The organism is Methylolobus aquaticus (assembly GCF_054172105.1).
Genome location: NZ_JBSYXP010000013.1, coordinates 135,830 through 152,930 on the forward strand (window position 1 = coordinate 135,830; position 17,101 = coordinate 152,930).

The 17,101-nt window shown below is 60.4% G+C and carries 13 protein-coding genes; 10 read left to right on the forward strand and 3 right to left on the reverse strand.

Going from position 1 to position 17,101, the window contains the following annotated elements:
* Positions 1-27 precede the first annotated feature (27 nt).
* The 8 genes from ACW73L_RS16960 (at position 28) to cydX (ending at position 8,885) form a co-directional block, all read left to right on the forward strand.
* Complete coding sequence (locus ACW73L_RS16960; RefSeq protein ID WP_498923719.1) at positions 28-630, forward strand: nuclear transport factor 2 family protein; 603 nt, start codon at positions 28-30, stop codon at positions 628-630.
* Positions 631-903: 273 nt separating this feature from the next.
* Positions 904-2,955 carry a 2,3-oxidosqualene cyclase gene (locus ACW73L_RS16965; RefSeq protein WP_498923721.1) on the forward strand — a complete coding sequence of 684 codons (2,052 nt, stop codon included), beginning with the start codon at positions 904-906 and terminating at the stop codon, positions 2,953-2,955.
* On the forward strand, positions 2,948-4,306 hold the full coding sequence (locus tag ACW73L_RS16970) for an FAD-dependent oxidoreductase (RefSeq protein WP_498923723.1): 1,359 nt from the start codon (positions 2,948-2,950) through the stop codon (positions 4,304-4,306). The genes ACW73L_RS16965 and ACW73L_RS16970 overlap by 8 nt, the downstream gene beginning before the upstream one ends.
* Positions 4,307-4,893: 587 nt before the next feature.
* Positions 4,894-5,598 (forward strand): MBL fold metallo-hydrolase, encoded by a 705-nt coding sequence (locus ACW73L_RS16975; protein WP_498923725.1) that lies wholly within the window; start codon positions 4,894-4,896, stop codon positions 5,596-5,598.
* Positions 5,599-5,751: 153 nt separating this feature from the next.
* A complete protein-coding gene (locus ACW73L_RS16980; protein WP_498923726.1) occupies positions 5,752-5,997 on the forward strand; it encodes a hypothetical protein in 246 nt (81 codons plus the stop codon).
* Complete coding sequence (locus tag ACW73L_RS16985) at positions 5,997-7,565, forward strand: cytochrome ubiquinol oxidase subunit I (protein ID WP_498923737.1); 1,569 nt, start codon at positions 5,997-5,999, stop codon at positions 7,563-7,565. Before ACW73L_RS16980 ends, ACW73L_RS16985 begins: the two co-directional genes overlap by 1 nt.
* A 27-nt stretch (positions 7,566-7,592) precedes the next feature.
* Positions 7,593-8,729, forward strand: a complete 1,137-nt coding sequence (gene cydB, locus ACW73L_RS16990; protein ID WP_498923728.1) for a cytochrome d ubiquinol oxidase subunit II — start codon at positions 7,593-7,595, stop codon at positions 8,727-8,729.
* Positions 8,730-8,738: 9 nt separating this feature from the next.
* On the forward strand, positions 8,739-8,885 hold the full coding sequence (gene cydX / locus ACW73L_RS16995) for a cytochrome bd-I oxidase subunit CydX (protein WP_129882680.1): 147 nt from the start codon (positions 8,739-8,741) through the stop codon (positions 8,883-8,885).
* A 153-nt stretch (positions 8,886-9,038) separates the two neighbouring features.
* Here cydX and ACW73L_RS17000 read toward each other — a convergent pair whose 3' ends face one another.
* Complete coding sequence (locus ACW73L_RS17000) at positions 9,039-9,407, reverse strand: hypothetical protein (protein ID WP_139558602.1); 369 nt, start codon at positions 9,405-9,407, stop codon at positions 9,039-9,041.
* Positions 9,408-9,707: 300 nt separating this feature from the next.
* Here ACW73L_RS17000 and ACW73L_RS17005 point away from each other — a divergent pair, with 300 nt between their 5' ends.
* Positions 9,708-10,460, forward strand: a complete 753-nt coding sequence (locus tag ACW73L_RS17005; RefSeq protein WP_498923731.1) for an EAL domain-containing protein — start codon at positions 9,708-9,710, stop codon at positions 10,458-10,460.
* Between the two features lie 61 nt (positions 10,461-10,521).
* On the opposite strand, the gene trxC is transcribed toward ACW73L_RS17005, so the two are convergent.
* Positions 10,522-10,950, reverse strand: coding sequence for a thioredoxin TrxC (trxC, locus tag ACW73L_RS17010; RefSeq protein ID WP_498923733.1), 429 nt, complete (start codon positions 10,948-10,950; stop codon positions 10,522-10,524).
* A gap of 609 nt (positions 10,951-11,559) precedes the next feature.
* On the reverse strand, positions 11,560-12,381 hold the full coding sequence (locus ACW73L_RS17015) for a beta-1,6-N-acetylglucosaminyltransferase (protein ID WP_498923734.1): 822 nt from the start codon (positions 12,379-12,381) through the stop codon (positions 11,560-11,562).
* 808 nt (positions 12,382-13,189) lie between these two features.
* On the opposite strand from ACW73L_RS17015, the gene ACW73L_RS17020 reads away from it, so the two are divergent.
* Entirely contained in the window at positions 13,190-16,396 is a 3,207-nt protein-coding gene (locus ACW73L_RS17020; protein ID WP_498923735.1) for a phosphorylase b kinase regulatory subunit alpha/beta, read from the forward strand.
* Positions 16,397-17,101 lie beyond the last annotated feature (705 nt).

Below are 17,101 nucleotides of genomic sequence, written 5' to 3' on the forward strand. Positions count from 1 at the left end.
ATCAACTTCCAGACCCGGAACGCTCATATGCCTGCTTATCCCCGCCGAGAACTCGAAGCCATGGTCGAACGCTGGCTGTCAGCCAACCGCCAGTCGGAAAAGGAGGGCGACTGGATCAAGAACCTCGGTGCGATGTACACCGAGGACGCCGAGTATCGCTGGAACATGGGACCCAATCAGGAATTCGTCGCGCGGGGTCGCCAGCAGATCGAGGACTGGGCCCTCGGCGTACACATGAAAGGCTTCGAGGAGTGGCAATACCCCTATGACAGGATCCTGATCGACGAACAACAGGGCGAAGTCGTCGGCTTTTGGCGTCAGGTCGCCCCGGTCAAACGCCCCGATGGCACTCCGTATCAGGTGGCCGGTCTGGGTGGCTCGTGGTTCCGCTACGGCGGTAACTACCAGTGGAACTGGCAGAGCGACTTCTTCGACCTCGGCAACGTCAAGGCACTGTTCATGGAACTCGCAGCTGATGGTCAACTGGATCCGTCGGTCAAAGACCGGATAAAGCGTCTGGCTCGCGGCGAGCAACTGGCCGGAGTACAACCCATCGGCCACGCACCCAGCCTCGGTCGGCGCCTGAAGGGGCTGCTCGCGATGGCTCGCATCGTTGCACTGGGGTCCTGAGCACAGCGTCAGCTTCTCGGCCACCGCAATCCGTTACGACTGCATAGACTCAACGGCCACGGGGTTCGGGTCTCCGGAAGCGTCCGGATGTGGGCACTGGCGCAACATGTGTCGAATTGCACATATCACACCCAGCAACCGTGTGGTAGTATTGGAACTGTTTGTGTTGAATTTGTTACGATTTTGCCCGCGTCGCCCGGCTTATCGCCGTCCGGCGGAACATGGTCGATAGCCTGCATTGACCGGTGGCATCTGATCTTGTGAGACCCTGGATTGAATATCGCCATTGACTCCCTCCCCAACGCGAGTGCAGCGACCGAGCGCGGCTTGACGCGCCTGCTGCAAATCCAGAAGCCAGACGGCGACTGGGAGGGCGAGATGGTTTGGTGCACGATGATCCTGGCCCAGGCGATCATCGTCCGCACCGTCGTGGGTCGACCCTATCCTGACGCGGACCGGCCGGGGATCATCACTTACTTCCAGCGTTATCAACATGATGACGGCTCGTGGGGCATGCACCCCGAGTCGCCGGGCTATGTCTTTTTCACGACACTGGCGTATGTGGCGCTACGCGTGCTCGGCTTGCCACCGGACACGCCCATGCTGGTCAGCGCACGCCGCTGGCTTGCGTCGCAGCCTGACGGCGTCAAAGGTATCCCGACCTGGGGTAAGTTCTGGCTGGCCATGCTGGGGCTGTACGAATACCGCGGCCTCAACTCGATTCCGCCCGAACTGTTCCTGCTGCCACAGTGGCTCCCGTTTCACCCTCGCCGCTATTACTGTCATACGCGCCAGATCTATCTGGGCATCGCCTACCTTTTCGGCGTGCGTTTTGTCGCGACGTTGCCCGACGGGATGCGAGACGCGTTGCGCGAGGAATTGTACGACCAGCCCTACGACCAGATCGACTTCGATGCGCTGCGCCATACACTCGCTGCCAGCGACGTCTATGTCCCGATCAGCCCCGTGCTGCGAAAAATCTATGACGTGCTGGCCTGGTATGAACGACGGCCGATCGCGGCCTGGCGCCGTCGCGGCCTCGACGTCTGCTTCGATCGGATCCTGTACGAACAACGCAGCAGCCGGTATCAGGGCATTTCTCCGGTCAATGGCCTGCTCGACTGTCTGGCAATCTTCGCGCACGACCCGCACCATCCTGATCTGCTGCCGAGCCTCGAAGGTGCCGAGGCCTGGCGTTGGCAGGATCGCGAGGAAGGCATCCGCTATGTCGGCGCACGCTCGAACACCTGGGACACGGCGTTCGTGGTTCAGGCACTGACTGAGGCGCCGGTGACGACGCCGGGCCTGACCGGAGCACTGAGCAAGGCTCACGCGTTCCTCGACAAAGCACAGATGACGGAGGAACTGGACGGGTATCGGGAAGGCTGGCGCGATCTATCGCTCGGTGGATGGTGCTTCTCCGACGGCGAACACCGCTGGCCGGTCAGCGACTGCACGGCCGAGGCGCTGAGCGCACTGCTGACGCTTTACGATCATCCGGCCTACGACGCGATTCCGCGGCTCGATGAGAAGCGTCTCCTTCAGGCAGTTCAGTTCATCCTGTCGCGGCAGAATGCCGACGGCGGTTTCGGCACGTACGAGCGGCGCCGCGCCGGTCGCCTGCTGGAGATGATCAACCCGTCCGAAATGTTCGGCCAGTGCATGACCGAGCTGTCTTACATCGAGTGCACCGCATCATCGCTGGCCGCCCTGTCACACTACCGCCGATCCCATGCAGACCTGCCGAATGGCGCGATCGACCGTGCCATCGAACGGGCTATCATTCTGCTGCGGAGCTGCCAGCACCCCGATGGATCCTATCCTGGGTTCTGGGGCATCAATTACACCTATGCCATCTTCCATGTGGTGAAAGGCCTGCGCACCGCGGGAATACCGGTCGCAGATCCGGCATTGCAGCGCTGTGGACGCTGGCTCAGGGAGAAGCAGCGCGATGACGGCGGCTGGGGCGAGCACTACACGAGTTGCCTGGAAGGCCGATACGTCGAGCACCCGCGAAGTCAGGTGGTCATGACGGCCTGGGCGCTGCTGGCCTTGCTGGAGTGCGCCACGCCCGATGATCCCGCGGTCCGGCGCGGCGTCGAGTGGCTCAGAAGCCAACAACAACCTGACGGTGACTGGCCACGGCAGGCCGTCAATGGCGTCTTCTTCGGCGCCGCCATGCTCGATTACCGCCTTTATCACACCTATTTCCCGGCGTGGGCCCTTGCGCGCCATGACCGGCTCAGCGCTGCCGCGCTGCCTCCGGAGCGCCTTGCCCCCCAAGAAAGAACTCAAAAGCATGTTCAAGAGGTTGCCTATGAATGATCTGGCCGACGTCGACGTACTCATCGCCGGGGGGGGCGTGGCGGGTTCCGCGGCTGCGGCAGCCTTGGCCCAACTCGGACTGACGATTCAGATCATCGAGCCCGGCCCGGCCCATGGTCGGCGGCTGGCGGGCGAATTGATCCATCCGCCGGGCGTCGACGGACTCGGTGAGCTGGGACTGCTCGACGTCATTCGCGAGGAAGGCGTCCCGGTGGATGGTTTCGCCATTTTTCGGGAGTCGCAGCGTGGCGCGCCGGACGCGGAGGTCCTGCCGTACAGCGATCGGTCGGATGCGAAGGTATCGGGACTGGTGGTCGAGCACCGTTTCCTCAAGGAACGACTGCTCGAAAAGGTCGGCACCCTGCCCGGCGTATCGATTCGGACCAATGCCCGGGTCACCGCGATGGAGACCCAGAACGGGGACACCTTTACGGCCGTCGTCCGCGACGACACGGGCGATACCCGAGTGCGCGCCAAACTCCTGATCGCAGCGGACGGGCCTCTGTCCCAGGTCCGCAAGCTGATTGGTATGTCCCACGCGACGCAGCGCTATTCCGCGATGATGGGGCTGGAAGTCAACGACGAGAATTTGCCACACACGGGCTTTGGCAATATTTTCCTAAGCCCGGCGGGTGTCTCCTATGCCTATGCGATCGGCCGCGGGCGGGCTCGCGTGATGTTTGAGATCCTGCGTGATGCCGACGCGAAGGAGTCGATCCGGACTCAGTTGAAAAACTTCCCCGAGGATTTCCGACGCGACATCGAGGCAGTGCTGGCGGCCGGCAAACCCCTCGCCGCGCCGAATTTCTGCATCGTTCCCGAAGCCAGCACGCGCGGCAATGTGGCGCTGATCGGCGATGCGCGCGGCTGCTGCCATCCACTGACTGCATCCGGCATCACCGCAGCCGTCAAGGATGCGCTGATCCTGCGCGATGCACTGCGTGAGACCGGCATCGATATTCCCGCCGCCCTTAAGCGCTATGCGCGACTCGGCAATCGCTTGCAGCTTACGCGGCGCACACTGGCCGAGGAATTGCGCGAAGCCTTCCTGGCTCAGACACCGGAAGCGCAGTTGCTCAGCGAATGCATCTTTTCCTACTGGCGATCCAGCCCTACGGGCCGGCGCAGGTCAATGGCACTCTTGTCAACGCTCGACAGCAGCGTTCTGTCGCTGGCCACACAGTATCTGACGGTCGTGCTGCATGCGATCCGGCTGATTCCGCAATGGCACAGACAGCGTTCCATCGCGGACTGGAATCTCGGCGTATTCCGATTGCTGGCCAAGAGCTTGGGCTTTCAGCGCACGGTTATCGGGCAGTGGATCCGCGAGCGCTACGCGTTTCCCGAGTAGCCCGAAACTCTCGTCGGACGCCGTGTCGCTGCCGAGGTCGGGAGCGCGATTCGGCAACCCGTCGGGGTCGCCCTCATAGCGAGCGGAACCGATGCTCTGTAATGAACCTCTCCGAAAACGGGGCAAAGGCCGCGCCGTCCGGTACACCGCTCCCGATCGTCCATCACTGCGCTGGCTAAGCGCTGCGCGACACACCGTGTCGTGCCAGAGTGGGGCATTTTGACGGCGTTTACGCAAACCCCGCCGGCTCATTGCCGTGACGCGCTTCACGGCTGCGTCGATGTTTCAGTCGTGCATCAGTTGAGACATTACTGAATCACAAAGGCCAACGGCACGGGACCGAGTTCATCACCACGACCGCCGGTCCGCGCCAGTAAACCAGGACCCAAGGCGTTGGCGTCAGGCCCTCGCCAATGGCTGAGGCACCCGCTCCGGGCCGCATCGGTCCTGATCAGCGACGGCCCTTCTACCCTCTCCCCCCTGCTTTCCCGCGCTTCTTCCCCTGATGCCCCTGATCCTGGTATGTTATTTGCGTTAGTGCATTAAAATGTCCTAATGCACTTAGACGATCCAGAGAGCCTCCGACCATGATCTTCCATCAACTCTTCGAGCCCGAAACCTGCACGTACACTTATCTGCTCGGCTGCAAGCGCACCCGGCGTGCCATCCTGATCGATCCGGTCGCGAGCGAGGTCGAAAGCTATTGCAGGCAGTTGGACGAACTTGAGCTCGAGCTGATCTACACGATGGAAACGCATGTGCATGCCGACCATATCACCGGTTCGGGGCTGTTGCGTGAACGCCTGGGCAGCAAGAGTGTGGTTCACCGCGATGCGGGCGCCATGTGCGCCGATCTTCTGGTCACCGACGGGGTTCTGCTGCAGGTTGGCGGCCTCGAATTCCGCGTGCGCCATACCCCGGGACACACCTCCGGTTGCATCAGTTTCGTCATGAATGACCGGGTGTTTACCGGCGATTCGCTGTTCATCGGCGGTTGCGGCCGTACTGACTTTCAGCAAGGCGATGCCGGGCGGCTTTACGACAGCATCCACGAGAAGCTGTTCACTTTGCCGCCGGATACGCTGGTCTATCCGGGGCATGACTACAACGGCAACACCGTCTCGACGATTCGCCAGGAGCGCGACCGCAACCCACGACTTGGGGGAGCAAGGACGCGGGATGAGTTCATTCAGATCATGGAGCAACTCGACCTTCCCTATCCGAAATTCATTGATCAAGCCCTGCCGGCAAATCAGGCCTGCGGCATGGAGGCGGGCCTCCGACATGGCTGAGCGCCGGAGCGATCGCGTCCCTGAGACGTACGCAACCCGTGTCGGCAGCGTTTTTCCCCTTTTGGCCACGGAGGGCCTTTTTTCGAAAGCCGTGACCACGACGGCGTGACGGATGCACGCTAGGTTGACAATCGAACCAAGGAATACATTTCGATGAAGCCCCAGCGGCAGAAGGATGTATCGCCGCCGTCACCCAATTCGCAGCAGTCATCCGGCACCGGATCTCCACGCCGGAGCCGGCTCAAGCTGGAACTGACACTGGCGCTCACCTTCAAGGTGTTGGTGCTCGGTTTGCTGTGGTTTTCGTTCTTTCGCCCGGACCCGGACCGCCCGAAGCCCTCGCGTAGCGACCTGTTTTTTCTCCCCAACACCTCGGCCACTCAAGGAGAATCGCCATGATCATCGGCGACGAGATCGTCAGTCTTTCCCGGCTGCAGTTCGGCCTAACGGCCATGTACCACTTCCTTTTCGTGCCACTGACGCTGGGCATGAGCTTCATTCTGGCGATCATGGAGTCGGTCTACGTGATGACCGGCAAGCCCGTCTACAAGGACATGACGAAATTCTGGGGCAAGCTGTTCGGCATCAACTTCGCGATGGGGGTCACGACGGGCATCACGCTGGAATTCCAGTTCGGCACCAACTGGGCCTATTACTCGCACTATGTCGGCGACATCTTCGGTCCGATTCTGGCGAGTGAAGGCTGGATGGCGTTCTTCCTGGAATCCACGCTCGTCGGACTGTTCTTCTTCGGCTGGGACAGACTCAGCAAGGTTCAGCACCTCGCCGTAACCTGGGCCGTCGCATTCGGCACCAGCTTTTCGGCGCTGTGGATTCTGATCGCAAATGGCTGGATGCAGCACCCGGTCGGGTCAGCCTTCAATTACGAGACGCTGCGCATGGAAATGCAGTCCTTCGCCGACGTGTTCCTTAATCCGGTCGCACAGGTCAAGTTCGTGCATACCGTAGCGGCCGGTTACGTCACCGGGTCGATGTTCGTACTCGGCATCAGCGCGTGGTATCTGCTGCAGCGGCGTGACCTCGGTTTCGCACGGCGCTCGTTTTCAGTCGCGGCCGGCTTCGGTCTGGCGTCGGTGCTATCGGTGATCGTGCTGGGCGACGAGAGCGGCTATACCTCGGGCGAGACGCAGCGCATCAAGCTCGCCGCGATCGAGGCCGAATGGGAGACTCATGAACCGCCGGCCAGCTTCACGGTCATCGGCTTCCCCGACCAGGACGCGGAGAAGACGCACCTCGCCCTCAAGATCCCCTATGCACTCGGCCTGATCGCCACCCGTTCGATCGACGAACCGGTGCTCGGGATCAAGGATCTGCGCGAGGATAGTACGCGCCGCATCCGGAATGGGATGATCGCCTATGGCGAACTCGCCAAGTTGCGCGCGGGCGACAAGAGCGAAGCAACCCGGGCGCGTTTCGATCAGCACAAGGTCGACCTGGGCTATGGACTGCTGCTGAAGAAGTACACCGAAGAGCCGGCCAATGCCTCAGAAGAGATGATCCGTAAGGCAGCCGCCGATACCATTCCCCGGGTCGCACCCATGTTCTGGGTCTTCCGATTGATGGTCGCCGCCGGCTTTACGATGCTGTTCGTGTTCGCCATGTCGTTCTATTACTGCGCGACCCGGGTTGCCGACCAGAAGCGTTGGCTGCTGCGACTGGCAGTCTGGTGCATCCCGCTGCCGTGGATAGCGTCCGAGGCCGGCTGGTTCGTCGCCGAATACGGACGCCAGCCATGGACCATTTCCGGCGTGCTGCCAACATCGATGTCAGTGTCCAGTATCAGCACGGAGCAGCTCTGGTTCAGTATCGGCGGGTTCCTGTTCTTCTATACGGCGCTGTTGGTGATCGAGATGTACCTGATGATCAAGTACATCCGGCTCGGGCCTAGCAGCCTCCACACGGGCCGCTACCACTTCGAAACCAAGGCCGCCGCGCCGGCGCTGTGAGCCGATCCCGCAACTCTGGAGACGACCATGTTCGACTATGAAATCCTGCGCGTGATCTGGTGGATCTTCACCGGCGTCGTGATCATCGCCTTCACGCTGACGTCCGGCTTCGATTTCGGTATCGGGGCGTTGTTGCCCTTCGTCGGCCGCAACGATCTCGAGCGCCGCGCGGTCATCAACACAATCGGCGGCACCTGGGAAGGTAATCAGGTCTGGCTGGTTCTGCTCGGCGGCGCGCTGTTCGCGGTGTGGCCGTTGGTCTATGCGACCCTGTTTTCGGGCCTCTACATCGCGATGCTCCTGGTGTTGTTCGCGCTGTTTTTCCGTCCCGCCGGCTTCGATTACCGCAGCAAGCTGGAGGATCCGCGCTGGCGTAATGCCTGGGACTGGGGGTTGTTCATCGGCGGCGCGGTGCCTCCCATCCTGTTGGGCGTGCTGGTCGGCAATCTCGTTCAGGGACTGCCCTTCCACTTCGATAGTGACTTGCGCCCTTACTACAGCGGCAGCTTTTTCGGGTTGCTGAATCCGTTCGCTCTGCTGTGCGGCGTCGTCGGATTGCTGTTGTGTCTGTTCCACGGCGCAATCTATCTGAAACTCCGCACCGAGGGTGCGTTGCACGAGCGTGCCCTGAACCTGGTGCGGGTCATCGGGCCGGCGCTGCTGGCCACGCTCGCGCTGGCCACGCTGTGGGTGGCGTACGGAATGTCTCTGCCGGAGATCGCGACGATGCCGGGCACGGACGCCGCATCGAATCCGCTCGCGAAGACGGTCACGACTGCGCACACCTGGCTGGATCAATTCGCGGCCCACCCGTGGATGTTTGCCGCTCCGGCCATCGGGTTCGGCGGACTGTTGCTGGCCTGGAGGACGGCGATCACGCGCAACACGGGCCTCGCGTTCGTGTTCAGCTCACTCGGGATCAGTGGCATGCTGTTGTCGCTGGGTTTCGGACTCTTCCCCTACCTGCTGATCTCATCGAGCCACCCGGGGCACAGCCTGACGATATGGGATGCGAGTTCCAGCCAGTTTACGCTGGCCCTGGCGTTCTGGATCACCGTGGTATTCCTGCCGATCGTGCTGACCTACACCCGATGGGTCTACAAGGTGCTCTGGGGCAGCGTGACGCCCGAGAAAGTTCTGAACGATCAGCACACGCTCTATTGAGGAACGGACATGTGGTATTTCGCTTGGGTACTCGGCGTGGGCCTCGCCTGCGCCTTCGGCATCATCAATGCCATGTGGCTGGAAGCCGAATGTGACATGGATCACTGCGGTGCAGACGACGAGACCATCGACCGCGGGGCGCGCGAGCGGCGATGACGCCCCCTCTAGGCGGCGGCGACGCGTCCGAATAGCCCGTTCAGCCTCAGCGGCCGTTAGCCCTGCGTCAGTCAGGGCTGCGAGCAAGGGCTTGACAGATGCGGCCTCGGAGCAGGCTCCCCCCCGGGGGAATACCCCCGGCGGAGTACGCAGCTAACGCGGCCCGGGATCCCGGAACGGCAATCCCAGCCAGCCCGCCTCGCTTTCCGAGCGCTTTTCGACAGCTTTTTCGAGTGCACCGAGCTGGTCGCGCATGACCGTAGTCTCATGGGTCTTCCGAAGGAGGTCCAACACATAAGCGAGCCGAGTGCCGATCTGGCAGTCGATTCGACCGCTCCGCATGTCCCGGTACACGGCGGCCATCTCCTTGCGAAGCACCTCAATCGATGACTCGACCGCGGGCTCTCTGCCGAGCTTCGCATACAAGCCCTCGACACCTTCCCGAAAACCGTCTCCATCCGGGGCAGCGCCGTCCGACGCATGCATCTCTTCCCACCAGTCTGCCATCGTCTTCTTCGTCATGCGTACTCCCGATTCCTGTTTGCATGCTCAGCTTAAAGCGGCCACACGAGCCGTCTGTCTTGCGGCGCTTGCGTAGCCATGACAGACGCTAGGTTAGCGGACTGACACGAACGGTCAAGAAAGAAGATTGTCGGCGCCGGCTGGCAGGGTGTTGCGTGATCTGCCTTGCTGCGTAATGCTTTCGATAACCGAAGTGGCAAAGTCGCGTGATGGCGTGTCAAGGCACTGCAGGACCGGATCCTGAGGACCGACCCGCAACTCGCAAACAGCCTTATAAAGGCATTAAGGAGTTGGCTGCGAATGATCGATCTGCGTGAAATCTATGACGCGCTTACCGGCACCGAATTCTTTCTGGAGTACCAACCCATTGTGGCGCTCGAAGATGGCCGCTGGAGCGGCGTTGAGGCGCTGATCCGGTGGCAGAGACCGACCGGCCTCGTGATGCCCTCCGATTTCATACCCCTGGCCGAAAATACGCCCCTGTCCGGACTGATCACCTATTGGGTGATCGAACGCGTAGCGGACGAACTCGGGGCCTGGCTCAAGGCCAATGATGACCTGTTCGTCAGCATCAATGTCCCGCCCGAGATCCTCGGCCGCGGCGGCCTCGAATACGCCAGCCAGAAATCGGGCTTACGGGAATTGTCACACCAGGTGGTCCTCGAAATCACCGAACGAGGAATCCCGGATCAGATGGGCGCCGAAGCGCTCGAGTTGATCCCGCAGTATTCGTCGGCCCGCATTGCGCTTGATGATGTGATGCTGAATGGCGCCAACATCGCCGTCCTTTCCCGCCTGACCTTCGATTTCGTCAAGATCCACCCTGAACTAGTGCAGCAGATTGATCGCAGCAACCCAGCCCCTCCGTGGCTTAGCCATCTCTCGGATCTGCAACGCTCTGCCCCCCTGCAACTCATTGCAGAAGGAATCGAAAACAGCGCGCAAGCCGAGGCACTCAAACAGAGTGGTATTCAGATGGGCCAGGGCTTCTTTTTTTCACGCCCTAAGCGCTTCGAGCAACTGCTTAGGCCGTCATCGCGGACGACCCGTTAGTGCCGCTGCCAAGGATTGTCCGGACCACGTTGCTGCGACCGCGTGAATAGCGCCTGAACCGCTAGCCTGTGACCCATCGGATGATCGCCCCAACGTCGACAGCACCCGAGTGTCGCCTGACTTCCCGGCCTCCCTGCAACAACAGCAGGGTCGGTATGCTGCGGATATGGAACGGCTCGGCCAGCCTCGGACACGCTTCCGTATCGAGCCGCGCCAGACGATAGTGCGGTTCCAGCGATCTGGCCGCCTGGGCAAAGGCAGGAGCCATCACCCGACACGGGGCACACCACGGAGCCCAAAAGTCGATCACGAGCGGGAGATCGCCGCCAGTCAGATGCGTGTGAAAATTCTCTGTGTTGAGTTCCACGGGCTCACCGACGAACAGCGGTCGCTTGCACCGGCCACAGCGCCCACCGTCATTCAGCCGGTCGGCGGGAAGCCGATTCACGCTCGAACAATGCGGGCAGACCAATCTCACCGACCCAGTCATTACGGATTGACCCAGGTGCAGGTCGCAGGCGGAGACCGATGAAACATCACGGCCCGCATCTTGCCGTTATTCGAATCCACACCGCTCAGCGCCGCAACACGGGGCACCTGTCTGGCAAGGGGGTAGTTCGGGGTTTCGCAGAGCGCCGGACTGAATCACGCCGGCGCGCGATATCAACCGGGTGACAGGCGCATTAGGCAAGGTGTCGCCGACCGGTATCCCGGCAGCGCCGCAAACTGCGCCCCAAGTCGTCAAGCGATCACGTATCGGGTGGCTGACTTCAACGGTCACGCCGTTAGCCTCGCAAAAATAATCGTAGCTTGGCATCACCTTCTCCTTCCGAAAATGTAGGCTCGCATCGGGATTATTTGGCACGCCTGAGGCGGGCTAAACCCCGTGATGGGCGCCGCGGAACACGCAGGCATCTGTGGTACAGACAAGGTGGGCGCCAGCTATTCCCGAAGCACTCGCCTGCAACAGTCAAGCCCCCTCCCACACAGCATTCCATCATCGAGGACAGGGAGACGCTTCGGGTCTTATCCCACACATTCATCTTCAAGGCAACGGCAACAGAAGCCTGTTATTTTAATCCCGATACGTATGCCGATGTCATGAAACATGGAATGCCGCCTCGAACTGCTCGAATACATCCAGATTTGCAATCTTGCGACAGAAAAGAGCATTCTTAATACGTGCCGAGTCGAGATCACCGGGCGTCAAGTAGAGGGGATGCGGCGTCCGCGGAGGGAAATCAATATAGCGGAGGTTGTTGTTTTCAGTGACTCTCGAAAACCCAGAGTTCAATACAATGGTCTGAAAAATCATTTCGTCCGGAACCCGTGCGAACCTGAAATAGGCGAAATAGCGGTCCCAGTTATCCAAGATATACTGACCGGTGGCGCGGTTGACATTGATCCACTGACTACCGGCAAAAATAGGTTCATTCAGCTTATTCCGTCGTTCGAACGGCAGGCTTCTTTGAATTTTTAGGATAATCTTGCTTAGCAGATGATCCTTGTTGTTAAATAGGTAGTAATGTTTTAGCCTATCGAAACCGCCTTCCGGCCATTCGGGCTTTGGGAGCGGCTGGTACTCTATATAATTTTTTCCCGGATCGATTAGTGAGTCATAAACAGAGGGCGAAACCAAAGGGTAGTCCTGACCACTGACAAACAAGATGTAGTCACAGCTGGTCTTTTCCATGGCAAACTGAATCAGGTTGCGCATCGCCAAGACGATTGAGCGCCCTCCCCAGTAGATCTTCTCACGCGCCGGTATGAACACGGCGCCGGGAATCCTAGAGAACCTCGTTAAATCACTTTTTTTGTCGATGTGAACCAGGACATCGGTATTCGGCTGACTGACTTTGCTTACGATCCTTGACAAGAGGTCGGGATTATCGTGAGCAAGAATACAGATCGCATATCGCATGTTCTTAACTGTGATTATTCACTCGAAGGCGCTGATTTATCCGTATCGACGCCAAGAATAAGGCACTATCAGATTTCAGCTCAATCAGACTTTTCTGGCCCTCTTATTTGGCAGACTGTGCGACCCCGGAAACCCGCTCGTGCACTTCGGTTAGTCAGCGAGCAAAAAACCAAGTCCGACAACGCATTCAAGGGAAAACGAAACAGAGCCGCTCGATTAAGGCGGAAAGTTTAGCAGAACTAGCCCCATCAACGAAAACCCTTCTGCTTTGCTGCTAATCGCGGACAGATGTTGGAGAGTCGGTGGCGTCAAGGCTTACAGACTGCTCGCAACAGGACTGCCACACGCCGAAGGGACCGGCCGCTTCGGTCTCGATGCGTCTGCCGGTGTGCCGGAAACCTCTCCAGCGCAAAAACGACGAGGACGTCACATGTTGCTGGTGGACGGAGACGGTCGCTCTGTTCTTTGCGAACATGCGCGGTCACCCTGTCGGCACAACGTCCTGGTTACGCGGACGATGAATTCCGCGCTTAACCCCGACGGAGGTGCGCTTCCAACCCGACAAAGAGGCGTGGCATGGCGATTGGAGTTCCCCGCCGGGATCAAAATTTCCTCCGCACTGAAATGCGGGAAGGAAAGGCTCACCCAGCTGATGACCAATGGCGTGAGACTTGCTGGATGCGGTGGGTACCCACGGCAAGACCCAAGGCAGAACCCGCCATATCGCTTCGACGGGCCAAATCGGAGCAGCTCTGCCCGAGGCTGGAGCATACCGAGTCGTTGGCGCCGTGATTGAAAGGACAAACAGATGCCAATCCACCCAAGTTCAGACGCTCCCCTGGAAGCCCATTTCCGCAACGTTTGCGACATTATCCTCAGTCGACAGGACTGCATCACCGGGCTGTTGCCCGCCAGTACGGCCGTGACCGGGCACGGGAACTACACCGATGCCTGGGTCCGCGACAATGTGTACAGCATCCTCGCGGTTTGGGGGCTGGCGCTCGCCTACCGGCGCGTCGACGGCCGCAACGATCGCGTCTATCTCCTTGAGCAGAGCGTCGTGAAACTGATGCGCGGGCTGTTGACCGCGATGCTACGTCAGTCGGCCAAGGTCGAACGCTTCAAGCATACCCAGCACCCGCTCGATGCGCTGCATGCCAAGTACAAGACGGGGACCGGCGAGGTCGTGGTCGGCGATCAGGAATGGGGTCATCTACAGCTCGACGCCACGTCTCTGTTCCTCCTGATGCTCGCCCAGATGACCGCGTCAGGTCTCCGCATCATCTTCACGCTAGACGAAGTGAATTTCGTGCAGAATCTGGTGCACTACATTAGTCGAGCCTACCGTACACCCGACTATGGCATCTGGGAACGCGGGAACAAGATGAATCACGGCCTGGCGGAGCTGAATGCCAGCTCCGTCGGTATGGCCAAAGCGGCTCTGGAAGCCATGGCTGGCTGCAGGCTTTTTGGCGAATCGGGCGGTCAGGCCTCGGTCGTGCATGTCGTGCCCGACGATATCGCGCGCACACGGATAGCGTTAGAGTCGCTGCTGCCACGCGAATCCTTTTCCAAGGAGGTGGACGCTGCGTTGTTGAGCATCACCGGATTCCCGGCATTCGCCGTCGATGACAACGGAGTGCGGACCAAGACCGAGGCGCGCATCGTCGAAAAGCTTCAGGGCCGATATGGGTGTAAGCGGTTCCTGCTCGACGGTCATCAAGCGGCCAACGAGGACCCGCATCGGCTGCATTACGAACCACATGAGCTGAAACAATTCCAGCACATCGAGTGCGAGTGGCCGTTGTTCTTCACCTATCTGCTGCTGAACCATCTGTTCGCGGGACGCACCGAAGAGGCCAGCGAGTATCGTAAACTCCTGGAGACACTGCTGGTAGACCGAGACGGAGCGCGCCTGCTTCCCGAGTTATATGTCGTGCCCGCTCCCCTGATCGCCGCAGAGCAGCGGAACCCGGGTAGCCAGGTCCGTGAGCCCAATCAGAATGTGCCGCTGGTCTGGGCTCAGAGCCTCTACATTCTCGGTTGTTTGCTACAGGACGGATTGCTCCAAGCAAGCGATATCGACCCGATTGGCCGACATCGGGCACGCCAAGGCGCCGTGGATCGCCGGGTGCGCGTCGTGCTGCTCGCTGACGATGACAGTGTGAGGGAACGGCTCGGTGAACACGGCGTTCTCGCGCAGACGCTGACTCAGGTCGCCCCGATCCAGGTACGAGATGCTGGTGAACTAGCGGTCGCGTACACGCAAGTGGGCCGCAACGACCGTCTCGGCCTGACCGGTCGCCCACTGCGCCAACTTCGGTCGCTCTCAACGTCGCGGTTTTACCAACTGGCTGGCGAACGACTGGTGTTCTTGCCGCAGTTCATGAATCAACGCGGGTTCTATTTGGCCCTGGACAATCGGCTGCTGATCCAGCGGCTCCGGGCTGAACTCAGCTATATCGCGCGTCATTGGGATAACGAGCGGCCGCCATTGCTGGCCATACGGATCCGCGCCAACATGCTTGAGGTCGATGCCGAAGCCCTGCTGGAGTTTATCGGCGAGTTGCGGGCCGGCGGCTCAAGCGGAGCCGCAGTGGAGGTGGGAACCCTTGCGGACTTCGCCAATATCGCGAGTCGCGAGACGATCGACTATCTTCACGATTTCCGGTTTAGCGATACTCTGTGGAACCCGGTCGAACGGCGTTGCTCGGCAGCGTTGCTGTCCGATGAGCCCGCTGCACTCAACGCTCTCGACCCCGGTCAGTCGATGGAATGGGAGAACACCGACGACGGGCGCCTCATGGACTGCTTGAGGCAAGAGAGGGCCCTGACGGGCCAACTGGCCATACTGCAGATCCTGCACAAACGGCATGGACACGGTTTCGAAACAAGCCTCAGAGCGAATCATGGCGGCACCTGTTGTGTCGGCGAGTTGCTCGAGGAGGTCTACGAGCGAGCGGGAAACCGGCACGCATGGTCCATCGTTCGGCGCTGCGCCGGTCTACTCGGCAAGTACGACATCGATCTCGAACAGTCCACGACCGAAATCCTGGTACGCCAGCACGCCCTGACGGTAGGGCGGTCCTACAGCGAAAAGGCAACGCTGGTCCGGCCGGCGGATTCTTCAGAAATCCTCGAAGCGATTCGCACGTTCAACCCGGACGATGTCAGCCAGCAAGTCATCGTCCAGGAACTGATCATCTACCTCGGCATGCTGATAAAGATCCATCCCGAATGGTTCGAAGATATGCATACGCTGCGCGTTGGTCATATCCTCCAGTTGATGATCGCCCGGCGTAAGCGCCAATGCAGCCTCTCACTCGACCAGATCTACTCTGAACTCTGCAACCTGCCGCCGCACGCGCTGATGGGTTTGCTGCGGGAGACCCTGGCAGACTACGATACCAGCGCCAATGAACTCGGACATGCCGAGACGCTGCATTTCGAGGGGCCCCAGCGGGAACTGGGCAAGGCGCGATTCCGGAGGTCCCTGGATCCCGCAGACCTCGGTTCGGCGCGAGATTGGCAGGAATGGCGTGAACACCGCGGTAGCGTGGGCCGAGAAAGCGAAGCGTTCTTCGCAGGCGTGTGGCTGATTCTCGAGCGTTCCCATGGCCTCATGATCGGGGACAAGATGAACAGCGAGCGCCGCTTGGACAGCGACGCCATCCGCTCTCAGATGACTTCCGGCGAACAGACCTTCAAGCGGTTAGTTCAGCATCTGTTAAACAAAATCCAGGCACCCGTCTACCGTCAATTGACGGTGGAAGCCATGCGCGCGCTTGCGTCAATCTTGCGCGACAATCCAGACTTGCGGATCGATGACACGGTGGTGACCGACATCCTGATAGGTCACGCGGTCCGGCTTTCGTGGCTGGAACAGCACCCGGAAAACTGCGACGGCTATCACGAGGTGGTGTCCCTCGCCTGGGAAGCCTTCTACCTTGAACCCCCACACGCGGTAGCAAACGCAATTGTGGACGCTCTAGTGCATCTGATGGGAGAAACCTGAACCGGCTGTTGACAGGGAACCTTCCGGCCCCGGGGGTTTGACGGGTCTCTGTTCGTTAGGGCGGTCAATCAATGGCCCGAACGCTCAGGGGTTCTGTCCGTGAGCACTCGACCGACGCCTCAGCCGTGCACTGTTCTCGCGGCCGCTGCGCCGGAAATCGTCTCCATCCCCCTGCAAATTTTCCTTCGGGGACGTTCGGCAGCCGCTCATGGTCGCGGTGCGACAGCGTAGCCCGTCGCACCTCGCCGGAACCGAGCGCTGGTCATCACAAAAATTCCGAAGCAAAAAACCCGAAAGCCCTCATCGGAGTTGTGCACCATCCCATTTCACTGCCCCCTTGTGACTGCGTCGCCGCCGCGAGTGGCGTCAGGCTGGCTACAGCCACCGGATGTGCGAATGTCCCAGACGCGCGAACACTTATTAGCGGTCGCACTCTGGGCACCGACCGATACCCTTCGCGGGGGCGTAGGCCCGCTTCCTGATCGCTTGCCCCTCGATCGCCGCGAAATGCCCCGAGCAATACGCTGTCCAGTCTGTTATTGTCGTTCGGCTGCGCCGATAAACCCGGCGCATGGGCGCCCGACTTCCCGGGCGGGGGGTCGTCCCTATTGAGGCGGTTGTGTTGATCGCAATAAAAAGCCCCTGCCGCGTTGGAGCGGGAGGGGCTTGAGGTAGGTGCCTGGCGGTGACCTACTTTCGCACAGG

What these genes read in the sequence shown, in the direction of transcription:
- cydX (WP_129882680.1), top strand. Translation starts at nt 8,739, where the DNA reads ATGTGGTATTTCGCTTGGGTACTCGGCGTGGGCCTCGCCTGCGCCTTC.
- ACW73L_RS16975 (WP_498923725.1), top strand. Translation starts at nt 4,894, where the DNA reads ATGATCTTCCATCAACTCTTCGAGCCCGAAACCTGCACGTACACTTAT.
- ACW73L_RS17020 (WP_498923735.1), top strand. Translation starts at nt 13,190, where the DNA reads ATGCCAATCCACCCAAGTTCAGACGCTCCCCTGGAAGCCCATTTCCGC.
- ACW73L_RS16960 (WP_498923719.1), top strand. Translation starts at nt 28, where the DNA reads ATGCCTGCTTATCCCCGCCGAGAACTCGAAGCCATGGTCGAACGCTGG.
- ACW73L_RS17005 (WP_498923731.1), top strand. Translation starts at nt 9,708, where the DNA reads ATGATCGATCTGCGTGAAATCTATGACGCGCTTACCGGCACCGAATTC.
- ACW73L_RS17015 (WP_498923734.1), bottom strand. Translation starts at nt 12,381, where the DNA reads ATGCGATATGCGATCTGTATTCTTGCTCACGATAATCCCGACCTCTTG.
- ACW73L_RS16980 (WP_498923726.1), top strand. Translation starts at nt 5,752, where the DNA reads ATGAAGCCCCAGCGGCAGAAGGATGTATCGCCGCCGTCACCCAATTCG.
- ACW73L_RS16970 (WP_498923723.1), top strand. Translation starts at nt 2,948, where the DNA reads ATGAATGATCTGGCCGACGTCGACGTACTCATCGCCGGGGGGGGCGTG.
- cydB (WP_498923728.1), top strand. Translation starts at nt 7,593, where the DNA reads ATGTTCGACTATGAAATCCTGCGCGTGATCTGGTGGATCTTCACCGGC.
- trxC (WP_498923733.1), bottom strand. Translation starts at nt 10,950, where the DNA reads ATGACTGGGTCGGTGAGATTGGTCTGCCCGCATTGTTCGAGCGTGAAT.
- ACW73L_RS17000 (WP_139558602.1), bottom strand. Translation starts at nt 9,407, where the DNA reads ATGACGAAGAAGACGATGGCAGACTGGTGGGAAGAGATGCATGCGTCG.